Annotated in this window: 1 protein-coding gene; it reads right to left on the bottom strand. The window is 69.7% G+C overall.

Annotated features, from left to right (window positions below):
• Window positions 1–2: 2 nt before the first annotated feature.
• Window positions 3–26,606 carry a non-ribosomal peptide synthase/polyketide synthase gene (locus tag JWS14_RS28065; protein WP_206014875.1) on the bottom strand — a complete coding sequence of 8,868 codons (26,604 nt, stop codon included), beginning with the start codon at window positions 26,604–26,606 and terminating at the stop codon, window positions 3–5.
• Window positions 26,607–26,728: the final 122 nt, after the last annotated feature.

Here is a 26,728-nt window from a genome sequence, read left to right as displayed (position 1 = left end):
GGTCACGAGCGGTCGGAGAGCACGCGCGAGAGCACCGGCCCGATGACGGCGAGGGACTGCGGCTCGATCATGGCGTTGTGCCCGCAGTCCACGGGCTGCTCGTCGATCCGGCCGGTGACGAGCGGCCGCCATTCGTCCGCCGAGTGCGCAGGGCCGGTCCCGTCCCCGTCGCGGGTGGCGTGGAAGACGAGCAGGTCCCCGTCGTAGGCCCGGGGCACGAAGTGATGCGCGAGCCACCGGGAGTTCTCGTAGCCGGCGGAGATCCGTTCGAGGTCGCGTCCCCGCACGCCGGTCTCGGCGCCGAACGACTCGTCGATCAACCGGGCCGCGTGCTCGTAGGTCATCTCGGCGTCCGGGTCGGCCTGCAGTCCCAGCCCACGCAGGAGTTCCCGGACGTCCAGCCTGCCGGACGGCGGCTCCTCGCCACCCACGGGGTAGCTGTCCATGACGGCCAGGGTGCCGACCTCCTCGCCCGCCGTCTGCAGTTCGACGGCCATGGCGTGTGCGATGACGCCGCCGAGCGACCAGCCGAGCAGGTCGTACGGGCCGGTGGGCTGGATGGCCCGCATCTCCTCGATGTAGCGGTGCGCCAGCTGCTCGATCGTCCGGTAGTCGCGGTCGCCGCTGATCGTGGGCAGTTGCAGCCCGTACGCGGGCCGGTCCGGCGGGAGGTACTGCACCAGACCGGCGTACCCCCAGGACAGCCCGATTCCCGGATGCACGCAGAACAGCGGCCTGCCGCTGCCCTGCGCTCGCAGCGGAATCACTACGGCGAGCGCCTCTTCCAGACCGGCGCTCCGGTGCGGAAGGTCGAGTCGGCCTGCGATCCCCGCCGGGGTCGGGTCGAGGAACATCCATTGCAGCGGAACCCGCCGATCCAGTTCGGCCTGCAGTGCGCTGACGATCCGGGTGGCGAGGAGGGAGTTTCCGCCGAGATCGAAGAAGCTGTCGGCGGTGCCCACCCGGTCCACCCCGAGAACCGACGCGAAGACGTCCACGACGATGCGTTCGGTGTCCGTGGCCGGGGCCCGGAACGCGGCGCCGGTCGAACCGAACTCGGGGGCAGGCAACGCCTTCCGGTCGAGCTTGCCCACCGGGGTCATCGGTATCCGATCGAGTACGACCACCGCGGACGGCACCATGTGAGCGGGCAGGCGCTCGGACGCGTAGGTGCGCAGTCCGGCGGGCTCGACCTCCTGTCCGTCCTGAACCCGCACATACGAGGCGAGCACGGTGTCGCCGGACGGGCCGGTGTGACCGACGGTGGCGGCGAACGCCACCGCCGGGTGCCTGCCGAGCACGGCGTCGATCTCCCCGAGTTCGATGCGGAAGCCACGGACCTTGACCTGGAAGTCGCTGCGGCCCAGGTACTCCAGGGTGTGGTCACGTCTCCAGCGCACCACGTCGCCGGTCCGATACATCCGGCACCCCGGCTCCCCGAAATTGCAGGCCACGAATCGTTCCGAGGTGAGCGCAGGCCGGTCGTGGTACCCGCGCGCCATGCCCGGCCCCCCGATGTACAACTCGCCGGGCACCCCGGCAGGCACGGGCTGCAGCCGCTCGTCGAGAACGAGGAACGCGAATCCCACTGCGGGCGAACCGATGTTCACACCCTCGCCGGGACGCATCGGGGCGCTGACACTCGCCTGGATGGTGGTCTCCGTGGGTCCGTACCCGCTGTGCAGGCTCCGGCCCGGCGCCCACCGCGCGACCACCTCCGGCGGGCACGCCTCGCCCACCAGGTCGAGGACGCGGAGCGAATCGAGTCCGTCGTTGTCGAGCGCCGCCAGCGCGGTCGGGGTGATGGTCGCGTGGGTCACGCGCTCGCGACGGAACAGGTCCGCCAACTCGCTGCCCCCGAGGACGGCGGGCGGCACGATCACAACCTGCGCCGACGCGCTGAACGCCATCATCAGTTCGAACACGGAGGCGTCGAAACTCGGGGACGCCAGTTGCGACACCCGGGACTCGTGGGTGACCTGGAACCGTTCGTGCGTCTCCGCGGTGAAGTCGGCCATCCCCCGGTGGGTGACGGTGACGCCCTTCGGTCGTCCGGTCGACCCCGACGTGTAGATGAGATAGGCCGGGTGCGCGAGGTGCAACGGACTCGTCCGATCCTCGTCGGTGACCGGTGCGGGTGACACCGCTGCCACCTGCGCAGCGGCCTCCTCGTCGTCGAGGATCAGCCACGGGACGGTGTCCGGCAGGTCGCCGCGGCGACTTCTCACGGTGAGGCCGAGTGCGGCCCGGCAATCGGTGAGCATGTAGTCGATGCGCTCGCGCGGATACGTGGGGTCGACGGGCACGAACGCCGCACCGGCCTTGGTGATCGACCAGATCGCGACCACCGACTCGATCGAGCGGGGCATTCCGACGGCCACGAACGTCTCCGGCCCCACCCCACGGCCGCGCAGGACCCGCGCCCACCGATTGGACCACTCGTCGAGTTCGCGGTACCTGACCCGCCGGTCCTCGTAGGACAGGGCCACCGAATCGGGGTCGAATGCGGCGGCCGCCGTCAGCAGGTCGGGCCACAACTGCGCTCGCACGTCCGGCTCGCCGCGGGCAGGCGCCATTGCCTTCAGCTCCGCCTCGTCGAGCAGCGGGAGGTCGCCGACCGGCCGGTCGGGGTTCGCCGTGACGGCGTCGAGGATCCGCACGAACCGGTCGGCGAACCCGCGGACGGTGCCTGCGTCGAAGAGGTCGGTGGCGAAATCGACGGCGCCGGTCATCCCCGCCGGCGCACCGTCCGCGTCGAACTCCTCCGCCAGCAGGAATTCGAGATCCACCTTGACGACGGCGAGCCCGGAGTCGATGCCGCGGACGTCCAGCCCCGGCAGCGTCAGGACCGGTCGCTCGTTGTTCTGAAATTCCAGCGAGACCTGGACGAGCGGCGCGTACGCCGTCGAGCGGGTCGGCCCGACCGCGTCCACCACCCGCTCGAACGGAACGTCGGCATGTGCGAACGCCCCGAGGTCGACATCGCGGCAGTGCGCGGCCAGGGCAGTGAACGACGCGGCCGCGTCCACCCGGGTGCGGAGCGCGAGCGTGCCCACGAACATGCCGATCAGACCGTCGACGGCGGGGTCTCCCCGGCCGGCGATCGGGGTGCCGACGGCGACGTCCGCGGTACCGCCGAGCCGACTGAACAACACCGCCAGGGCGGCGTGCACGGTCATGAACTCGGTGGAGCCGAGGCGTCGAGACAGCTCCCGGATGCGTCGATGCAGGTCGGTGTCGACGGAGAAGTGGATGCGCGCACCGCGGAAGGACTGCTGCGACGGCCGATCCCGATCGGTGGGCAGTTCCAGGAGGTCGGGGGTACCCGCCAGCGCGGTCGTCCAGTAGTCGAGCTGCCTCGACAGCAGCGACTCGGGGTCATCGTCCGAACCGAGGAGTTCCCGCTGCCACAGGGCGTAATCGGCGTACTGCACCGGAAGCGGTGTCCAGTCGGGCGCGCCGCCGGACACGCGGGCGCCGTACGCCGCCATCACGTCGCGCACCAGCGGCCCCATCGAGAACCCGTCCGCCGAGATGTGGTGCACCACCACGGCGAGGACGTGCTCGGTAGTGCTCAGCGAATACAGCCCGGCCCGCAGCGGAAGCTCCACGGTCACATCGAAACCCGCCGAGACGAGCCGGGACACCTCGTCCCGCAGGTGCTCTTCCGCGACGGGGGCGGGGACCAGCGGGGGCACCGCACCGGCGGCGGGCAGGATCTGCTGAACCGGCCAGTCCCCGCGGACCGGGAACATCGTGCGCAGCGACTCGTGCCGGACGAGGACGTCGGTGAGCGCCGAGTTCAGCGCTCCCACATCGAGATCCCCACTCAATGTCACCACGATCGGGATATTGTAGGCGGCCGAGGTGGTGTCGAGCTGGTTGACGAACCACATCCGCTGCTGCGCGAACGACAGCGGAATGTCGTCGGGCCGCGTGCGGGCCCCGAGTACCGGGCGGCCGGCCGTCTCCGCCCCGGACTGCTCGATCCGGGCCGCCAGCGCCGCGACCGTGGGCGCCTCGAACAGGTCCCGCACACCACAGTCGGTGCCGAGCAGCGCGCGCAACCGCGCCGTGACCCGGGTGGCGCTCAGGGAGTTGCCGCCGAGGTCGAAGAAATCGGCGTCGGCGCCGACCCGCCCCAGCGCGAGCACGTCCGCGAAGACACCCGCCACCGTTTCCTCGATCGGGCCGGCCGGGACCCGGTAGTGCCCTGCCCCGGACAGCAGGTCGGGCTCCGGCAGCGCCGAGCGGTCCAGCTTGCCGACAGCCGTCAGCGGAATGCGCTCCAGCACCGTGATCGAGGTGGGCACCATGTGCGGCGGCAATCGGTCCGCCACGTGCCGGGTGAGTTCGGCGGTGTCGAGGGAGCCGCCCGACGACGGTACGACGTAGGACACCAGCAGAGTGTCGCCCGCGGGCCCGCGGTGCGCGAGCGTGGCCGCGAATCCGACGTTCGGCTCCGACATCAGCGTGGCGTCGATCTCGCCGAGTTCGATGCGGAAGCCGCGGACCTTGACCTGGAAGTCAGTGCGGCCCACGTACTCGATGCTGTGGTCCGGCGTCCACCGCACGATGTCGCCGGTGCGGTACATCCGCTCACCGGGCCGGAACGGGTCGGCGACGAACCGTTCGGCGGTCAGTGCCTGCCTGCGGTGGTAGCCGCGGGCCAGACCCGCCCCGGCGAGGTACAACTCGCCGGCAACACCGACGGGGACCGGTTGCAGCCGGGTGTCGAGCACCAGTTCCGTCACGCCGCGGATCGGCCCGCCGATGGTGATCGGTTCCCCCGGGACCATCGGTGCGCTGATGTTGGACATGATCGTGGTCTCGGTCGGCCCGTACGCGTTGTACAGGCGGCGGCCGGGCGCCCAGCGGGCGACGAGTTCGGGTGGGCACGCCTCCCCGCCGAACACCAGGTCCGTCAGGTGCGTCAGCCCGGCAGGGTCGAGCGACGCCAGCGCGGCCGTGGTGATGAAGGCGTGGGTGACGTTCCGGTCGGCCAGCAGCCGCGCGAGTTCGTCGCCGCCGAACACGGTGGGCGGCGCGATCACCATCGTCGCACCGGCGCCGAACGCCTGGAGGTACTCGAACACCGACCCGTCGAAGCTCGGCGTGGAGAAGTGCAGTGTCCGGGATTGCGTTGTCGCACGGAAACGTTCGAGTTGGCCGTGGGCGAAATTGTCCAGACCGCGGTGGGTGACCACCACACCCTTCGGCAGGCCCGTGGACCCCGACGTGTAGACGGCGTACGCGGCGGTGTCCAGCGTGACCGGACCGCTCCGGTCGGCGTCGGTCACGGGTGCCCCCGGACGCTCGGCGCATTCGACCGCGAAGCCGGGTTCGTCGAGCAGCAGCCACTGCGCGTCCCCCGGGAGCCGGTCTCGGTGCCCGGTCGTGGTCAGGCCGAGCGTGACTCCGGAATCGACGAGCATGTGGGTGATGCGCTCGTCGGGGTAGTTCGGGTCGATCGGCACGAACGCCGCACCGGTCTTCGCCACCGCCCACACCGACAGCACCGAGTCGAGGGACCGCGGAATCCCGATGGCCACGAACGTTTCCGGGCCCGCCCCGCGTGCGATGAGGGCGCGGGCCAGACGGTTCGATTGCTCGTCCAGCTCACCGTACGTCACGTCGACGTCCTCGTAGGACAGGGCGACCGCGTGCGGGTCGAGCGCGGCGCCCTCCTCGAGGATGTGCGGCAGTGTGCGGATCGATCCGCCCGGCCGGCCGCGGACCGGCACGAGTTCTGCGCGCTCCCGGTCCGTCAGCAGCGACAGTGCGGCCAGCGGCCGGTCCGGACGGGTGCAGGCATCGAGCACCCGGAGCACCCGCCCTGCGACGTCGGCGACGGTGTCCGCGTCGAACAGGTCCGGGAGGTACTCGAATTTCAGGTGCAGCCGGGCGTCGACCGACGCCACCAGGCTGAGTGGGTAGTGGGCGGCGTCTCGCGCGTCCACCCCGGTGACGCGCAGGCCTGCGATGTCGGTGTCGGTGGTGAGCCCGGCGCGGTCGACGGGGTACGACTCGAACACGGTCAACGTGTCGAACCCCACTTCCGGCCCCGCCGCGCCCTGAATCTCGGACAGGCCCAGGTAATGGTGATCCAGCAGCGCCGCCTGCTCGGCCTGCACGCGCTCCAGCAGTGCGCCGACGGTGTCGCCGGGACGCAACCTGATCCGGACGGGGAGTGTGTTGATGAACAGCCCGACCATCGTCTCGATGCCCGCCAACTCGGGCGGCCGCCCCGACACGGTGGCACCGAACAGCACGTCCTCGCGGGCGGTCAACGCACCCAGCACGATCCCCCACGCCACCTGGACGAGGGTGTTGACGGTCAGCCCTCGCGAACGCGCGACGTCCCGCAACAGGGCGGTGCGCTCCTCGTCGAGGTCGAAGGCGAACTCGTCGGACATCGTGGACAGCCGTCGTCCCGGATCCGAGCGGGCCAGCAACGTCGGCCCCTCCACGCCGGCGAGAGCCCGGGCCCAGACTTCCCGGGAGGCGTCCTGATCGCGGCGGGTCATCCACGCCAGATAGTCGCGGTATGCGCGCACACGAGGTAGCGGCGACGCGTCCCCGTCGGTGGCGTACAGCGTCAGCAACTCCCGGACCAGCAACGGCATCGACCAGCCGTCGAGCAGGATGTGATGGTTCGTCGACACCAGCCGGTACCGGTTCGGCCCGGTCGCGATCAGCATGAACCGGATCAGCGGGGCGCGCGTCATGTCGAACGGGCGCACCCGGTCCTCGGCCAGCAACCTCGTGATCTCGGACTCGGCGGCGTCCTCGCCCAGAGCCGTCAGATCGACCTCGTGCCAGGGCGCCTGCACCCGTCGCCGGATCACGTGCACGGCGTTGCCCTCGGCGTCGCGGAGGAAGCCGGCGCGCAGGTTGTCGTGCCGGGCCAGCAGCGCATCGGCAGCGCGGCGCAGTCGACGCGGATCCACGGCGCCGTCGAGTTGGAGGCTCACCTGCACCAGGTAGGCGTCGAGAGAGTCATCGGCGAGTTCGGCGTGGAAGAGCATGCCTGACTGCAGCGGCGACAACGGCCATACGTCCGTCACGTCCGGGCAACGGCTTTCGAGCGACTCGATCGCGTCCTGCCGCAGTGCGACGAGTTCGAGGTCCGACGGCGTGAACCCGGTGCCGCCCGACTCCGCGTGGGTTCCGAGGGCGGCGAGGGCCTGCAGCCACAGCTGCGCGAGTTCCTCGACCTCCTCACGGGTGAGGACCTCCGGCGGGTAGGTCCACGTGGAACTCAGCCGGGGGCCGTCGCCCGAGTCGACGGTCATTGCATTGATGTCGACGACGGCCGCGACCGGGACGGCCGGGTTCTCGCGCAGTCCGGGTTCGTCGACCGGCACCCACCCCTCCGCGGTCTCCGTGGCGGTTCCGCCCATTCTGCCGTGGTAGTTGAAGCTGACCTGGGGAGTCGGCAGCGGCGAAAGAGACTGCGCCGTCTCGTCGTTCAGGTACCGGAGAAGCCCGAACCCGATGCCGTGGTCGGGAACGGCACGGAGTTGCTCCTTCACGGACTTGAGCGCGGCGCCCGCGGACGGACCCGCGCCGAACGCGTCGTCGAGGTCGACCCCGGCGAGATCGAGTCGCACGGGGAAGATCGTGGTGAACCAGCCGATGGTGCGCGCGAGATCGGCGCCGGGCACCACCTGCTCTTCACGACCGTGGCCTTCGAGCCCGACCAGCGCGCCGGGAAGGTCGATGCCGCGGTGTCGCCGCCATCGCGTCAGCGCCATCGTCAGCGCGGTCAGCAGGGCATCGGCGACGCTGCCGTGGAACGCCCGCGCCACGGTCGTCGACAACGTCTCGGTCAGCGAGGCAGGAACACGCACCGCGAGGTCCGCGGCGGTGGCGGCGGTGTCCGACGCGGTCAACGGACGCGACCCCAGCAACGGGTCGGGTGCGTCCAGCATCGCGCGCCACACGTCGAGTTCGGCGGCGCGCCGGGGCTCACGCGCGGCGTCGGCGAGCCCGTGCGCCCACCGGCGCATCGACGTCCCCGGCCGCTCCAGCGCCGGTGGGCTGCCGGACTGCAGTTGCGCGCACGCCGCAGCGAGGTCGGGGATCAGGATCCGCCAGGACACCCCGTCCATCGCCAGATGATGCACGGTGATCAGCACGCGCCCCGGGCGTTCGGCCTCGTCGAACCAGACCGCCTGGATCATCACGCCCGACTCCGGGTCGAGCCGATCGAGAGCGCTGTCGAATTCGGCGCCGATCTCGTCCGCCCGGCCCCGGCGCAGCACGGTCGCCGCCCGCACCGACCCTTCCCCCTGTACCTCCATCGACCATCCCGGTTCGGCGCTGGACGTGCGGTACAACCGCGCCCGCAAGACATCGTGCCTGTCCAGCACGGCCTGCAGGGCGCGCGTCAGGGTGTCTTCGGTCATCGTCGCCGGGAGCGTGAACAGCACGGACTGCGCGTAACGGCGGAAATCCCCGCCCCTGGCAAGCATCCACCGCACGATCGGCGTCAGCACGATCTCGCCGATCCCGCCCCCGGGCAATTCGTCGAGAACCACCGCCTCGTCGTCCGTGCCGGCCGTCGCGGCAAGCCCGGCAACGGTTTTGCGCTCGAATACGTCCCGCGGCGAGATCAGTACCCCTGCAGCCTTGGCGCGGGTAACCAGCTGGATCGACATGATCGAGTCGCCACCGAGTGCGAAGAACGAGTCGTCGACACCGAGGGCGAAGGACGAGTCGTCGACACCCACCGAGTCGAGGCCCAGGACCTCCGCGAACAGGCCGGCAAGGATCCGTTCGGTCTCGGTGACCGGTCCGCGACCCGCGGTCACTCGCTGCCCGAAGTCCGGTTCGGGCAGCGCTTTCCGATCGAGTTTGCCGTTCACCGTCAGCGGCATTGCATCGAGCACCATCACTGCGGCCGGCACCATGTGCGAGGCCAATCGCTCCGCGACCGCGTCGACGATCAGGGCCGCGTCGATCACGACGCCGGCCTCCGGCACCACGTACCCCACCAACCGGTCGCCGCGCGCCGTCACCGCCGCCTGCGCCACCCCCTCGCTCGCGAGCAGGGCCGACTCCACCTCCCCGAGTTCGATCCGATAGCCCTTCACCTGCACCTGGAGGTCGTTGCGGCCGAGGTACTCGAGTTGTCCGTGCGCGTTCCACCTGCCCAGATCGCCGGACCGGTACATCCGGGCCCCGGGCACGAACGGGTCGGGAACGAATCGGCCGGACGTGAGGGCGGGCCTGCCGAGGTAGCCGCGCGAGACCTGCGCCCCGGAGACGTACATCTCCCCCGCCACTCCCGGCGGCACCGGGTGGAGCCGTCCGTCGAGCACGTACACGTGCAGTCCGGGCACACCCCGGCCGATCACAGACCCGGACGCGTCCCCGACGAGGTCCCGGTCGATCGGCAGGTGGGTGACGTGCACGGTCGTTTCCGTGATGCCGTACATGTTCGCCAGGACCGGCGCGGTGTCTCCCCGGCGGGCGTACCAGCGCCGCAGTTGCCCGAAGTCGAGGGCCTCCCCGCCGAAGATCACGTACCGCAGCGACAGCGCGAGTCCGCCGGCGAGGCGATCCGCCTCCGCCAATTGGTAGAAGGCGGTGGGAGTTTGATTGACCACCGTGACATGTTCTTCGCGCAGAAGTTCGAGGAACATCTCGGGTGAGCGGGCCGTGAAGTAGTCCACCAGCACCAGCCGGCCGCTGTGGGCGAGCGCTCCCCACATCTCCCACACCGAGAAGTCGAATGCGGCGGAATGGAACATGGTCCACACGTCGGCCGGTCCGAATCCGAACAGCGTCTGCGTGTTTGCCACCAGCGTGACGACGTTGCGGTGCGAGACCTGCACGCCCTTCGGCTGCCCGGTGGAACCGGAGGTGTAGATCACGTAGGCCACGGAGTCCAGATGCAGCGGAGTGCGGCGGTCGTCGTCGGTCACCGGAAGGGGCGACAGCTGCTGCAGTGCAGTCACGGTCGCGGGGTCGTCCACCGCGACCACCGGCACCCCGGAGCCTCGGAAGGTCTCGGCGTCCGCGGTGGTGGTGAGCACACACTTCGGCCGGGCGTCGCCGAGCAGGAAGGCCAACCGCTCGGCAGGAGAGGTCACATCCACCGGGAGGTAGCCCGCGCCCGCCTTCACCACCGCCACCAGCGCCACGACGAGGTCGATCGACCGCGTCATCCCCACCGCCACCAGTGTTTCCGCGCCCGCTCCCCGCGCCACCAGCAGTCGGGCGAGCCGGTTGGCCCGCTCGTCGAGTTCCCGGTACGTCACCGACGAGCCTTCGCAGCGCACCGCGACGGCCTCGCCGGCGGACGCCACCGCCCGATCGAACAGATCGACCAGTGACAGCGGTGCGACGTCGGTCCCCGGCCGATACGCGGCGGCGAGCACGAGTTCGCGTTCGGGCGCATCCAGGATGTCGACGTCCCCGACGGGCGCGGCCGGGTCGGTGGTCACGGCCTCGATCACCCGCACGAAGCGCTCCGCGAAACCCTCCACCGACGCACGATCGAAGACGTCCGTCGCGTAGCGGACACCGGCGCTGATCCCGACGGGCACGCCCTGCTCGTCGACGCGCTCCACCAGGCTCAACTGCAGATCGAATTTCGCGACGTCCAGATCGACGTCGAGCGACCGGGCGGTCAGCCCTGGCAGTTCCAGGTGTGTGCGGGTGGCGTTCTGGAATTCGAGCAACACCTGGAACAGCGGTGAGTGCGCGGTGGACCGCTCGGGTGCGAGTTCGTCGACCAGCCTCTCGAAGGGCAGGTCTGCGTGCTCGAACGCACCGAGGTCCACCGACCGCACGTCGGTGAGCAACTCGGCGAACGACGTTCCCGCGGGCACCGGGGTGCGGAGTACCAGCGTGTTGACGAACATCCCCACGACGTCGTCGAGTGCGGCGTGGCCGCGGCCCGCGATCGGGGTACCCACCACCACGTCTTCCGATCCCGACACCCTCGTCAGCAGCACGGCCAAGGCCGCGTGCACCACCATGAACAGCGTCGAATTGCTTCGGTGCGCAATATCGGCCAGGGTCTGGTGGACGTCCGGTGGGATGTCGAACGGAACGACGGCCCCGACCTGGGACCGCTGCGCGGGTCGTGGCCGGTCCAGTGGTAGCGGCAGCACGTCCGGGATGCCCGACAACGTCCGGGTCCAATAGTCGAGCAGGCCGGACAGCATCGAATCGGGCTGCTTGTCGGTGCCCAGAGTCTCGCGCTGCCACAGGCTGTAGTCGGCGTACTGCACGGGCAGCGGCACCCAGCCGGGTGCCTGCTGCTGCGCGCGTGCCGTGTAGGCGAGCATCACGTCCCGCGCCAGGGGGGCCATCGAGAAGCCGTCGGCCGCGATGTGGTGCACGACGAGGGCGAGAACGTGCCGCTCGGGCGCGACTCGCAACAGCCGCACGCGAAGCGGAAGGTCCTCGGTGACATCGAATCCCACGCCGAAGAGCGCGGCGAGGGAGTCCCGGAGCGCACCTTCGGAAACCGGGATCGGATCGAGGTCGGGGGTGACGAGTGCGGAATAGGCGATCATCTGCCGGGGTCCGTCCGCGGAACCGGGAAACACGGTGCGCAGCGATTCGTGTCGCTCCAGGACGTCGCCGAGTGCCGCTTGCAGTGCACCCAGATCGAGCGCCCCGTCCAGTTGCAGCGCGACCGGGATGTTGTAGGCCGCCGAGGCGGTGTCGAACTGGTTGACGAACCACATCCGTTGCTGCGCGAGGGACAGCGGAATCCGCTCGGGCCGCGGCCTCGCGGTGAGCGCCGGAGAGACGGAACTCGTCATCATCTCCGAGTCGATCCGGACGGCGAGATCGGACACCACCGGTGCGTCGAACAGCGCCGCGACACCGACGTCGGTGTCCAGCGCGCTGTTGATGCGCCCCACCGCCCGGGTGGCACTGAGCGAATCTCCGCCGAGGTCGAGGAAGCTGTCGTCGGCGCCGACGCGGTCGATTCCGAGGACGGCGGCGAAGGCCGACGCGACCGCCTCCTCCGCGGGTGTCGTCGGCGCGCGGTATCCGCGGGTGGTCGTGCCGAAGTCGGGTGTCGGCAACGCCTTCCGATCGAGTTTGCCGTTCGCCGTCACCGGCAACTCCGGCAACACCACCACCACCGACGGCACCATGAACCCCGGCAACACCGTCGCCGCCGACTCCCGCACCGCCCGCTCGTCCACCACCATGCCGACCACCGGCACCACATACCCCGCCAAATACTCCCCCGCCGCACCGTCCCCGCGCAGCACCACCACCGCCTGCGCCACCTCCACCCGGCGCAGCAACACCGCCTCGACCTCACCCAGCTCGACCCGCTGACCCCGCAACTTCACCTGAAAATCCGTACGCCCCAGATACTCCAACTCCCCCGACCGCAACCACCGAACCCGATCGCCCGTCCGATACAAGCGCGTACCTCGCTCATCCCCAAACCCGAAGGGGTTCGCCACGAACCGATCCGCCGTCAACTCCGCCCGCCCCGCATACCCCCGCGCCAACTGCACACCCCCGAGATACAACTCCCCCGCCACCCCCACCGGCACCGGCCGCAACCGCCCATCCAACACGAACGTCTGCGTATTCCACACCGGCACCCCGATCGGCACCACCACCCGATCCGCCCCCGTGACCTCGTGGAACGTCACATCCACCGCAGCCTCCGTCGGGCCGTACAAGTTGTGCAGCTCCGCCCCGCTCACCCCGCGCAACCGTGCCGCCGTCGCCGACGGCAACGCCTCACCGCTGGTGAACACCCGGCGCAACGCGCCGCACCCCTCCACGTTCGCGCCCGCAAGGAACACCTCGAGCATCGACGGCACGAAATGCACCGTCGTGACCGACTCCTCGCGGATCACCCGTTCGAGGTACGCCGGATCACGATGCCCGTCCGGGGCGGCGATCACCAACCGCGCCCCACACAGCAACGGCCAGAACAACTCCCACACCGACACATCGAACGTCACCGGCGTCTTCTGCAACACCACATCATCGGATTGCAACGGATACCGATCCTGCATCCACAACAACCGATTCACAATCCCCCCATGCGGAACCGACACCCCCTTCGGCCGACCCGTCGACCCCGACGTGAACATCACATACCCCGGATGACCCGGCCGCAGCCGCGACAACCGCTCGCCCACCCCCACCGGACCCGCCGGCAACCCCGACACATCCATCGTGTCCACCGCCACCACCCGAACCGACCCCGCGAACACCCCCACATCCGCCGCCGTCGTCAACACCACCACCGGAGCAACCGTGCCGAGGACGTATCCGATCCGCTCCGAAGGCTGATCCGGATCGATCGGCACATACGCCCCACCCGCCACCAGCACCGCATAAATCCCCACCACCATGTCCACCGAACGCCGCACCGCCACACCCACCGACGACTCCGGACCCACCCCCTCCCCGATCAACCACCGCGCCAACCGATGCACCCGCGCAGCAAACTCCCCATACGACAACACCCCACCCTCGAACACCACCGCCGGCGCACCCGGAGACCGCACCACCTGCGCCTCGAACAACTCCACAACAGTGGTAGCCGGCACCACATGCGACGTCGCATTCCACGCCCCGACCACCAACCCCCGCTCCCCCGCCCCCAGAACCTCCACATCCCCCACCACGGTGCCCGGATCACCAGCGATCGTCTCGAGAATCCGGACCAGGCGGTCGGCGAGCGGGGCGACGGTGGCCCGGTCGAGGATCGCCGGTTGGTAGCGCAGACTCAGTCGCAGTCTCGGTTCGACGATCGTCAGCAGCGTGACCGGGTAGTGCGTGGCGTCGCGGGCATCGAGACCGGTCACCCGCACGCCGACGATGTCGGTGTTCTCGTCCAGTCCGGACGTGTCGATCGGGTACGACTCGAACACCGACAGCGTGTCGAACAGGTTGCCCAGGCCCACCCGCGACTGGATGTCGCCGAGGCCGAGGTGATGGTGGTCGAGCAGGGACATCTGCTCGTCCTGCAGGCGGGCGAGCAGTCCCGCGACGGTCTCGTCCGGGTCCACCCGCACTCGCACCGGCACCGTGTTGATGAACAGGCCCAGCATGGTCTCGACACCGGACAGTTGCGGCGGACGACCGGACACGGTGGCGCCGAAGATCACGTCTTCGCGGGAGACCAACCGGGACAACAGCACACCCCACGCTGCCTGGATCACCGTATTCATGGTGACGCCGATGCCTGCGGCTGTGGCGGCGAGTCCGTCGAGAATCCCGGCGGGCAGGTCGACGTCGAGTTCGTGGGGCACACCGTAGAGCGCCGCGGACGCGTGCGGCGCGACCAGCGTCGGCTCCTCGACACCGTCGAGTGCTCGTTCCCAGGCCCGGGCCGACGCTTCCGCGTCCCGGTTCGCCAGCCATTCCAGGTACGTGCGGTACGAGGGCGGCTCCGGTAGCCCGGCCGGGTCGCCGTCGGCGGCATACCGGACCAGCAGTTCCCGCACCAGCAACGGCATCGACCAGCCGTCGAGAATGATGTGGTGGTTCGTGATCGAGAGGACGAATCTGCCTGGTGCGGTGTGGAACAGCGTCAGCCGGAGCAGGGGCGGCCGGGCGAGATCGAATCGAGCACTGCGGTCCTCGTCGAGCAGTCGCGCGAGTTCCGTCTCAGTCCCGGCAGTGGTGAGATCGACCTCCCGCCACGGCACCTCCACTGCGTCGAGAACGACCTGCGCGGGTACCCCGTCGTCGTACACGAACGCGGTCCGCAGATTCGCGTGGCGAGCCAACAGAGCGGCGGCGGCCGCACGGAGGCGCGCCGCGTCGACCTCGCCTTCGAAGTCGATCCGCAGTTGCGCCGTGTAGACGTCCATCGACTCCGCGGCCAGCGAGGCATGGAACAGCAACCCCGACTGCAGCGGAGACAGCGACCACACGTCCTGCAGTGCCGGGAACCGCTGCTCCCAGCGTTCGATCTGCTTCTGGCTCGCCGGCACCAGCGGAAGGTCGGACGGTGTCAGCCCGCCCGCATCGGGTCGTGCCGTGTGCGCGGCGAGACCCTCCAGTGCACGGCGCCACAGATCCGCGAACGCTGCGACCTCGGTCTCGTGGAGGACGCCGGCCGGGAACGCGAACGACGCCCGTAGCCGGGGCCCCTCGGGGGTGTCGGAGACGAAGGCGTTGATGTCGATCACGGATTCGACGGGCATGTCGGGGTTCCTGGTGCCGCCGAGTGTGCTCGCCACCGGCAGCCAGTCCTCGCCTCCGCCGGTGACGGTCACCCGGCCCAGGTAGTTGAAACCGACTTGCGGAGACCGGAATCGGCGGAGTGTCTCCGACGTCTCGTCGTCCAGGTAGCGCAACAGTCCGAAGCCGATGCCGTGGTCCGGGATCGCGAGCAACTGTTCCTTGACGGCCTTGACCGCCCGCCCCGCCGCGGCGCCGCCTGCCAGGGCGTCGTCGACATCGATTCCGGTGAGATCCAACCGCGCCGGATACACGGTGGTGAACCACCCGACGGTGCGGGAGAGGTCAGCGCCCGGGACGATCTGCTCCTCGCGGCCGTGGCCCTCGAGGGTGAGCAGGGTGTCCGGCACGGCGGCGCCGCGTTCCCGTCGCCAGGCGATCAGTGCCAGGGCGACCGCGGTGAGCAACCCGTCGCCCACAGTCCCGTGGAATGCGTCCGGCAGCGTGGTGAGCAGGGCGTCGGTCACCGCCGACGGCACGTCGGCCGTGACGGTGCCGACCGTCGCGGCGACGTCGATCGCGGGATCCAGGGGGCGCGAACCGATCAGCGGATCGGGGCCGTCGAGGATCTTCTCCCACGACGCGAGTTCGCCCGTCCGGGTCCGCACGGCGTCGGCCAGTCCGTGCAACCAGCGCCGCATCGACGTTCCGACTGCCGGCAACGCCGGTGTGAGACCGGCCTGGAGTCGGCCGGCGGCCGACGCGAGGTCCGCCACGAGAATCCGCCAGGAGACACCGTCGATCACGAGGTGGTGCACCACGACGAGCAGTCGCCCGACGTCGTCCGGGACGTCGAACCAGACCACCCGCACCATGCGGGCGGCGGCCGGGTCCAGGTGGTCGGCCGCGGCATCGAGTTCGGCGCCGGCGAGTGCGGTGAAGTCTTCGCCCCGCACCGCGTCGACTGGCACCCGGCGGACGTCCGCCCGTACCGAACCCGCAGGCAGCACGTCCATGCCGTCCGCGCACACCCGCGCCCGGAGCATGTCGTGCCGGTCCAGTACCGCCTCGACGGCGCCGACGAGCACCTCGTGAGTGAGACCGGCGGGGGCCGCCAGCAGCAGCGCCTGCGAGAACCGGTCGAGCCGTCCGCCGCTGCGCTCGAACATCCACCGCGCGACGGGTGTCAGCGGCAGGGGGCCGACGCCACCGCCCGGCAACTCGCCGAGAGCGACCGTGCCGTCGCGGTCGAATCGAGCGGCAGCGGCGAGGCCGGTGACGGTTCGGTGGTCGAATACGTCTCGGGGAGAGAGGATCACACCGGCCGCCCGGGCTCGGGCCACCAACTGGATGGACAGGATGCTGTCGCCGCCGAGGGAGAAGAACGAATCGTCCCCGCCGACCGAATCGAGTCCGAGCACGTCCTCGAACAGTCCGGCGAGAAGTTCCTCGGTCTCGGTCTGCGGCGGCCGGCTTCCGGATCCGGTGAAGTCGGGTGCCGGAAGCGCTGTGCGGTCGAGTTTTCCGTGGACCGTCAGAGGAAGGGAGTCGAGTACCACCAGCGCGGCCGGGACCATGTACGACGCCAACCGGCCGGCGACGAAGTCGAGGACTACCCGCGAATCGATCGTCGCACCGGATTCGGGCACCACGTACCCGATCAGCCGGTCGCCTCCGCCGTCGGCGTTCCACACGCTCGCCGCCGCGTGGGCGACGGAGTCGTGGGTGAGCAGCGCCGACTCGACTTCGCCGAGTTCGATCCGGAAGCCCCGGATCTTCACCTGGGTATCGGTCCGCCCGAGGTACTCCAACTGGCCGTCGGGAAGCCAGCGCGCCCGGTCCCCGGTGCGATACATCCGGCTTCCCGGTGGCCCGAACGGATCGGCGACGAAACGTTCGGCGGTCAGCGGGAACCGCCGGCGGTATCCGCGCGCGAGGGCTGGACCTGCGAGATACAACTCGCCCGCGACACCGGCAGGCACCGGGTGCAGTCGTGAGTCCAGCACGGTCTCGGCGAAACCGCGGGTGGGTGTGCCGATGGTGACCGGTTCGCCCGGCACCAGTTGGTCGCTGATACTCGACACGACCGTCGTCTCGGTCGGCCCGTACGCGTTGAACATGCGCCTGCCCGGCGCCCACCGGGCGACCAGTTCGGGCGGACAGGCCTCCCCGCCCGTCACGACGCACCCGAGGGCGGTCAGACCCGCGGGGTCGACCGACGCGAGCGCCGCCGGAGTGACGAAGCAGTGCGTGACCCGCTCGGATTCCAGCAACTGCGCCAATTCGGCGCCCCCGTAGACGGACGGCGGTGCGATCACCATCGTCGCTGCCGCGCCGACCGCCAGCAGTAGTTCGAGGACGGACGCATCGAAACTCGGTGATGCGAAGTGCAGGGTCCGGGATTCGGGCGTCGTGCCGAACGTCTCCCTCTCCTGGGCCGCGAAGGCGGCGAGACCGCGGTGGGTCGTGATCACGCCCTTGGGTATGCCGGTCGACCCCGACGTGTAGATGAGGTACGCCGGATTGTCGGCCCGGATGGGCGCGATCCGGTCGTCGTCGGTGATCGCCGGCGCCGGATAGTGCGACAGATCGTCGCCGACATCCGGGTCGTCCAGCACCAGCCACGGCACGACGTCGGGCAGTACGACACGTTGCGCGGATCCCGTCAGCCCGCACACGGCACCGGAGTCGGTGAGCATGTACTCGATCCGCGCCGGCGGGTGGTTCGGGTCCACGGGGAGGAAGGCCGCCCCCGACTTCGCGATCGCCCAGACGGCCGCCACCGATTCGACGGACCGCGGCACGCACAGTGCGACCACCGACTCGGGTCCGATGCCGCGCTCGATCAGCATGCGAGCCAAGCGGTTCGAACGCCGGTCGAGTTCTGCGTACCGAACCGAACTCCCGGCGAAGATCAGCGCCGTGGCCTCCGGATCGTGCGCGACCGCGTCGGCCATCAGGTCCGGCAGCGTCCGCGGCGCGACCGCCGCACCACCCGGCACCGGGGTGAGCAGGGCACGCTCCAGGGATCCAAGGATGTCGATGTCGCCGACCCGGGCGCCGGGGTCGGCCGTGACCGCCGCGAGGATACGCACGAGTCGTTCCGCGAATCCGATCGCCGTGTCCTCGTCGAAGAGGTCGGTCGCGTAGCCGAGACCCGCGGCGATGCCTGCCGGGTTGCCGTTCTCGTCGAACTTCTCGGCCAGGGTCCACTGCAGATCGAAGTTGGCGGTGTCGATCTCGAAGTCGATGTTCCGGACCTGCAGATCCGGCAATTCCAGCGTGGGGCGCTCGATGTCCTGGAACTCGAGCATCACCTGGAACAGCGGCGCGTACGCCGTCACCCGGGACGGGCTCAGGACCTCCACCACCCGCTCGAACGGAACCTCCGCGTGCGTGAAGGCACCCAGATCGGTTTCCCTGACACGGCCGAGGAACTCGGCGAAGGTAGCGCCGCCGTCGACGTGGGTACGCAGGACGAGGGTGTTGACGAACATGCCGACCACGTCGTCGAGTTCGCGTTCGCCGCGACCGGCGATCGGCGTCCCGACGGCGATGTCGTCCGCGCCGCTCACGCGTGCCAGCACGACCGCCAGCGCGGCATGCAACGTCATGAACACCGTGGTGGTCTGTTCCCGCGCCAACCTCACGACGCCCGCATGAATGTCCGGGTCGATCAGGAATTCGACGTGGCCACCGCGAAGTGACCGGACGGCGGGCCGGGGACGGTCGGTGGGCAACTCCAGCAGTTCGGGCAGGTCCGACAGCGTCGTGGTCCAGTAGGCGAGCTGCCGCGAAATGGGCGACTTGCCATCGGATTCCGATCCCAGCCACTCCCGCTGCCACAGCGCGTAGTCGGCGTACTGCACGTCCAGGGGCGCCCAGTCCGGGGCAGAACCGTTCGCTCGGGACGCGTACGCGACCATGACGTCCCGGGCCAGCGGTGCCATCGAGAAGCCGTCGGCGGCGATGTGATGCACCACCACCGCGAGCACGTGCACGTTCTCGTCGAGCCGGAACAGTCGCGCGCGCAGCGGCACCTGCGTGGTGACGTCGAATCCGGCGGACAGCAGTGTCAGCGATAGTTCGCGGAGGTCCGCTTCACTCGACACAGTAACCGGTGTGAGGTCGGGCACCGCACTCGCCGCGGGCAGGATCACCTGGCGGGGGCCGTCGTCGGTGAGGGGGAAGACAGTGCGCACGGCCTCGTGCCGTTCGATGACGTCGGCGACCGCCGCCTGCAGCGCGGGCACGTCGAGCCGGCCCTCGAGTCTCAGCGCGAACGCGACGTTGTAGGCGGAGGAGGAGGTGTCGAACTGGTTGATGAACCACATGCGCTGCTGGGCCGGCGACACGGGAACTTCCGCGGTGCCCTCCCTCGGTTTCAGCGGGGGGCGGGCCTCGAGCCCTTCCTGCGACTCGGCCAGCAGCGCCAGACCCGCGACGGTGGGGGCGTCGAACACGTCGCGCAGTCCGATCCGGTCCCCGACGACCGCATTGATCCGGGCCACCAACCGGGTGGCGATCAGCGAGTTCCCGCCGAGGTCGAAGAAGCTGTCGTGCGCGCCCACCCTGTCGAGTCCGAGCAGATCGGCGCAGACGGCGGCCACGATCTCTTCGATCGGGGTTCGGGGGGCCACGAAACCGGCAGCCGGGCTGCCGAAGTCGGGTGTCGGCAACGCCTTCCGATCGAGTTTGCCGTTCACCGTCACCGGCAACTCCGGCAACACCACCACCACCGACGGCACCATGAACCCCGGCAACACCGTCGCCGCCGACTCCCGCACCACCCACTCGTCCACCACCATGCCGACCACCGGCACCACATACCCCGCCAAATACTCCCCCGCCGCACCGTCCCCGCGCAGCACCACCACCGCCTGCGCCACCTCCACCCGGCGCAGCAACACCGCCTCGACCTCACCCAGCTCGACCCGCTGACCCCGCAACTTCACCTGAAAATCCGTACGCCCCAGATACTCCAACTCCCCCGACCGCAACCACCGAACCCGATCGCCCGTCCGATACAAGCGCGTACCTCGCTCATCCCCAAACCCGAAGGGGTTCGCCACGAACCGATCCGCCGTCAACTCCGCCCGCCCCGCATACCCCCGCGCCAACTGCACACCCCCGAGATACAACTCCCCCGCCACCCCCACCGGCACCGGCCGCAACCGCCCATCCAACACGAACGTCTGCGTATTCCACACCGGCACCCCGATCGGCACCACCACCCGATCCGCCCCCGTGACCTCGTGGAACGTCACATCCACCGCAGCCTCCGTCGGGCCGTACAAGTTGTGGATGCGGGCCTCGGGGATCAGTGCCCGCATCCTCGACGCCGTCGGCGCGGGCAGCGCCTCACCCGAGGCGAACACCTGCCGCAGGCTCGTGCAGCGCGCCGCGGCCGGCTCGGCGGTGAACACCGCCAGCATGGAGGGAACGAAATGCACTGTGGTCACGTGGTGTTCGACGATCAGTCCGGAAAGATATGCCGGATCACGGTGACCGTCCGGGGCGGCGATCACCAACCGCGCCCCACACAGCAACGGCCAGAACAACTCCCACACCGACACATCGAACGTCACCGGCGTCTTCTGCAACACCACATCATCGGATTGCAACGGATACCGATCCTGCATCCACAACAACCGATTCACAATCCCCCCATGCGGAACCGACACCCCCTTCGGCCGACCCGTCGACCCCGACGTGAACATCACATACCCCGGATGACCCGGCCGCAGCCGCGACAACCGCTCGCCCACCCCCACCGGACCCGCCGGCAACCCCGACACATCCATCGTGTCCACCGCCACCACCCGAACCGACCCCGCGAACACCCCCACATCCGCCGCCGTCGTCAACACCACCACCGGAGCAACCGTGCCGAGGACGTATCCGATCCGCTCCGAAGGCTGATCCGGATCGATCGGCACATACGCCCCACCCGCCACCAGCACCGCATAAATCCCCACCACCATGTCCACCGAACGCCGCACCGCCACACCCACCGACGACTCCGGACCCACCCCCTCCCCGATCAACCACCGCGCCAACCGATGCACCCGCGCAGCAAACTCCCCATACGACAACACCCCACCCTCGAACACCACCGCCGGCGCACCCGGAGACCGCACCACCTGCGCCTCGAACAACTCCACAACAGTGGTAGCCGGCACCACATGCGACGTCGCATTCCACGCCCCGACCACCAACCCCCGCTCCCCCGCCCCCAGAACCTCCACATCCCCCACCACGGTGCCCGGATCACCAGCGATCGTCTCGAGAATCCGGACGAACCGCTCCCCGAACCCCACCACCGTCGCCCGGTCGAACACGTCGGATGCGAACGTGAACGAAGCGTCGATGCCCGCTGCGGTCCCCGTCGCGTCGTACTTCTCGGTGAGCGTCAACTGCAGGTCGAACTTGGAGACACCGGGTTCGACGTCGACGGTTTCCACCGTCAGTCCCGGCAGGGTCACGTGGACCGGGGCGGTGTTCTGGAACTCGAGCAAGATCTGGAACAGCGGTGAGTACGCGGTCGAGCGGGTCGGCGCGACCGCGTCCACCACACTCTCGAAAGGCACGTCCGCGTGTCCGAACGCCGCCAGATCCGCCTCCCGCACCCGGGACAGCAGGTCGGCGAACGCCGCTGCGGGGTCGACGGCTGTGCGCAGGACCAGGGTGTTGACGAGCATCCCCACGACGTCGTCGAGTGCTTCTTCGCCACGCCCGGCGATCGGCGTCCCGATCGCGACGTCTCCGGACCCGCTCAACCGGGCCGTCAGCACCGCGAGCGCCGCGTGCGTCACCATGAACATCGTCGAATCGTGTTGCCGCGCCAGGGCGAGAAGCGCCCGGTGGTCGTCCTCGGGCACGGTGAACCGGACGGTCCCGCCGCGGAGCGCCCTGTCGGTGGGCCTCGGTCGATCCAATGGAAGGTCGATCGCGTCGGGCAGACCGGACAGCGTCTGCTTCCAGTACGCCCCTTGCGCCGACATCACACTGCCGGGATTGTCTTCGCTGCCGAGGGCCGCCCTCTGCCAGAGGCTGTAGTCGGCGTACTGCACCGGCAGTGGTCGCCAGTCCGGCGGCTGTTGCTGCACCCGCGCCGAGTACGCGACCATCAGATCGCGGGCGAGCGGAGCCAGCGACGCTCCGTCCGCCGAGATGTGGTGCACCACGAGCACGAGAACGTGGTCGTTCCGGCCGGCGCGGAACAGGGCGCCCCGCACGGGCACGTCGGTGCTCACGTCGAATCCCCGCGCGGTCAACTCGGCCATTCGCGCACGCAACGCCGCCTCGTCCTCGACGGTTCTCGGCTCCAGATCCGGAATCATCTCGCCCAGCGGCTGAATCACCTGATGCGGTCCGTCGACCGACGCCGGATACACGGTGCGCAGCGATTCGTGTCGTTCGAGGATGTCCCCGACCGCGGTTCGGAGCGCGTCCACGTCGAGGGTTCCGTTGAGGCGCAGCGCCATCGGGATGTTGTAGGCGGGCGAGGAGGTGTCGTACTGATTGACGAACCACAGGCGTTGCTGGGCAAGCGAGAGAGGGATCCGGTCGGGGCGCTGCTGCGCGACGAGGTCCGGGCGGCCGGAGGGCCGCGCGTGCGCACTCCCGATGCGTTCCGCCAATGCCTCCACCGTCGGCGCCTCGAACAGAGTCCGCACCACGAGTTCGACGCCGAGTGCGGCATTCACACGTGCGACGACCCTCGTCGCGACGAGCGAATTCCCGCCGAGGTCGAAGAAGCTGTCGTCGAGGCCGATTCGCTCCACGCCGAGGACGTCCGCGAACACCCGCGCCACCGCCTGCTCCTCCGTGGTGGCAGGAGCGCGGAATTCGGCGGTCGTGGACAGGAATTCCGGCGCGGGCAATGCCGCACGATCGAGCTTTCCGCCCGGGGTCAAAGGGAACTCGTCCAGTATCACGATCGCCGCAGGCACCATGTACGTCGGCAGTCGCCGTGCGGCGTGGTCCGTCAACTCGGTCGCTGTGAGCCGCTGCCCGGCGGCGGACAGCACGTACGACACGAGCACCGTGTCTCCGGACGGTGCCGTGCGCTGCATCGTCACCGCGGTCCGCACGTGTGGATGGGTGTGGAGGATCGTGTCGATCTCGCCGAGTTCGATGCGGAAGCCGCGCACCTTCACCTGGAAATCGCTGCGGCCCAAGTACTCCAGCGTGCGGTCGGGCCGCCACCGCACCACGTCGCCGGTGCGGTACATCCGGTCGCCGGGGTCGCCGAACGGGTCGGCCACGAACCGTTCCGCCGTGAGCGCCGACCTGCCGTGGTAGCCGCGGGCGAGGGCGTCGCCGGCGATGTACAACTCTCCGGCCACGCCGACGGGCACCGGTGTCAGCCGTTCGTCGAGCACGACCTCGCGGAAACCGCGGAGCGGGCCGCCCAGCGTGACGGCGCCGTCCGCGGACAGCGGCGCGCTGATGTTCGACATGACGGTGGCCTCGGTGGGCCCGTACGCATTGGACAGCCGGCGGCCGGGCGCCCACCGCTGCACCAGTTCCGGGGAGCACGCCTCGCCGCCGAACACCACGTCCCGGAAGTCGGAGAGTCCGTCCGGCTCGATGGTGCCGAGCGCCGCGGTGGTGACGAATCCGTGAGTGACCCTCTCCGACTGCAGGAACCGGGACAGTTCCTCGCCGCCGTAGATCGCGGGCGGCACGATCACCATGGTCGCCGCGGCGGCGAACACGTGCAGGTACTCGGAGACGGACGCGTCGAAACTCGGTGTGGAGAAGTGCAAAATCCGGGAGGCCTGCGTCGCACCGGATCGGGTGCGTTGCTCGGCCGCGAAGTTGTCCAGGCCGCTGTGGGTGACCACGACCCCCTTGGGCTTGCCCGTCGAACCGGACGTGTAGATCACGTAGGCCGGATTCTCCGGGCGGAGGGGCCGAACCCGGTCGGCGTCGGTGACGGCCGAGGCCGGCCGACTCGCACAGTGCGACCGGAACGCGTCCTCGTCGAGCACCAGCAACGGCACCGATCCTGCTAGCCGGGACCGCACGGCCGACACCGTCACACAAAGCGCGGCGCCCGAATCGTGGAGCATGTGCTCGATCCGTTCGGCCGGATAGTTCGGGTCGGCGGGCAGGAACGCCGCACCCGACTTGGCAACCGCCAGCATCGACAGCACCGACTCGATCGAGCGGGTCATGCCCAGCGCCACGACGTTCTCCGGCCCGATTCCGTGTTCGATCAGGACGCGGGCCAGTTGGTTGGAGCGCTCGTCCAATTCCCGGTACGTCACGTCGATTCCGAGATACGAGAGCGCGGCACCGGTGGGGTTGGCTTCGGCTGCCGCCGAGAACAATTCGGGTAGCGTGCACCCCGGCCGTCCGGGCGAGCCGGGCACCGGGACGAGGGTGGCGTGTTCGGTGTCGGACAGGATGTCGATGTCGCCGACGACGGAATCGGGGTCGCCGGTGGCCGCCTGCAGGATTCGGCTCAATCGTTCGCCGAGTCGACGAACAGTGCCGGGGTCGAACAGATCGGTGGCGAACGCGAGGGTCACCGTGATGCCGGTCGGGATGCCGTCGGCGTCGAACGTCTCCGCCGCGGTCACCCGGAGGTCGAATCTGCCGATCACGGCCGTTTCGGCCGCGTCCCCGCCGTCGAACAGCACCTGGACGATCGGCGAGTATGCGGGCGACTCGCGGACCGTGAGCGCCCGGACCACCTGCTCGAACGGGACGTCGGGGTGGTCGAACGCCTCCCGGTCGACGTCGCGAACGTGACGGAGGTGCTGTGTGAAGGTCGCGTCCGGTTCGGCGCGGGTCCGGAGAACGACGAGGTTCTGCCCCCGGTCCAGTGTGGCCGTCGTTCCGACCGCGACCTCCGACGCACCGGAGAGCCGGCTCAGCAGCACGGCCGCGGCCGCGTGCAGAACGGTGAACGCGGTGGTGCCGTGTTCGTCTGCCAGTGCCCGCACCCCGCGGTGGGTCCGGGCTCCGATCGGGACGTCGACGCGGTCGGTGTTCCCGGACTGCGCGGGCGGCCGGGCCCGATCGGACGGCAGGTTCAGCACTTCGGGCATCCCCGACAGCCGATCGGTCCAGTACGCGAGGTGGTGCGCCTCGCGGCGCCGCCGCTCGCCTTCGCGAGCGGTCGCCTCGTGAACGGTCGCGAGCCGGGCCTGTGGATCCGCCGAGACGAATTCTTCCAGCAGTTCGACGAAGTACCGGTGGTGCCGGCGCAGCGCCGCATCCTCGTACCGGTTCGGGTTGGCCCGGAAATCGACGAAGATCTCCGCCGGCGTCCCGCTCGGATACACGTTGACCAGGAGGTCTTCCACCGGGCCCGAGGTGACGATGTGGTATTCGCCGACCAGGGGGCCGAGCACCACCTCCTGGTGGAACAGCATGACGTTGACCATGGGTCCGTGCAGTTCCGCGACACCGCCCGCGCCGACGTCGCGGCGGATGTCCTCGACGCTGCACCGCTGATGCCGCAACGCGCCCATCAGCTCTCGCCTGACCTGCGACACGAGTTCCGCGACCGTTGCGCTCTCGTCGACGGTGATCGGCAGCGGTGCGACGCTGACCGTCATCCCGCCGGAATTGCGCAGCAGCGACGTGGTCCGCCCGGACATCGGAACGTTCACGAGGACTTCGGTTTTCGCCGTGGCCCGCGACAGGTAGCAGGCGAAGGCCGCGATGATCGTCACGGCCGCCGCGGCGGTCGCCTGGCTGTCGGAACTCTGGATGCCGGACGCGGCCGCCTCGGACAGCAGCACGCTCTCGACCGTGCTCCTGGCGAGTGCGGGTGCGGGCGCGTCGGCCAACGTCGACCCGCCGATTCCCTCGACTCGCTCGGCCCAGTACTCCCGATCGGCCACGAAGCGATCGGACGCCCGGTAGAGGGCGTCGACGTCGTACAGTGCGCGCAGCGTCGCGGCGCGGCTCGGATCCGGTTCACGACCCGCGACCGTGGCCGAATACCGGTGCGCGATGCGGTTGATCAGCGTCATGGCACCGTAGCCGTCGAGCGCGACGTGGTGAATGCGGCTGTACCACAGGTAATGCGCCTCGCCCACGCACAGGATCGACGTCTCGAACAGCCGATCGGCGTCGAGATCGAGTGGGGCCTGGTAGTCCCGGTCCATCCATTCGTGCGCGGCGGCGACCGGGTCGTCGTCGCCGCGAAAGTCGACGAACTCGATGGACGTGTCGGTGGTGTGGTCGACGTACTGCATCGGCCTGCCGTCGACCTCGACGACCTTGAGGAACGGCGACTGGAACTCGCGGGCAACCACGATGGTCTCGCGTCGCAGCAGGTCGATGTCGAGGTTGCCGTGCAACTCCACGTAGTGCGCCACCGAGATGGGCACCGCCGGGTCGAGTTGCTGCGCGAACCACGTGGCACGCTGCGCCGCGGACAGCGGGAATGCGTCCGCGTCCGAATTCTGTGTAGCCGGCTTCCGCGTGTCTGGGGCCTTCACGGTGGGTCCTCCCCGTACGGTATCCCCGACCGTCGACGTCGTGAGCGCGTCCGGATCCTGACTCGCGAATGCGGGAGGCGGTAGTTCTTCCCCGTCCCCCAGGTCGTTCGTTCGCCATCCAC

This window comes from Rhodococcus koreensis, assembly GCF_017068375.1.
Lineage (GTDB): Bacteria > Actinomycetota > Actinomycetes > Mycobacteriales > Mycobacteriaceae > Rhodococcus_F > Rhodococcus_F koreensis.
The sequence above is the reverse complement of the archived record's forward strand: the minus strand, read 5'-3'. Positions and strand labels throughout refer to the sequence as shown.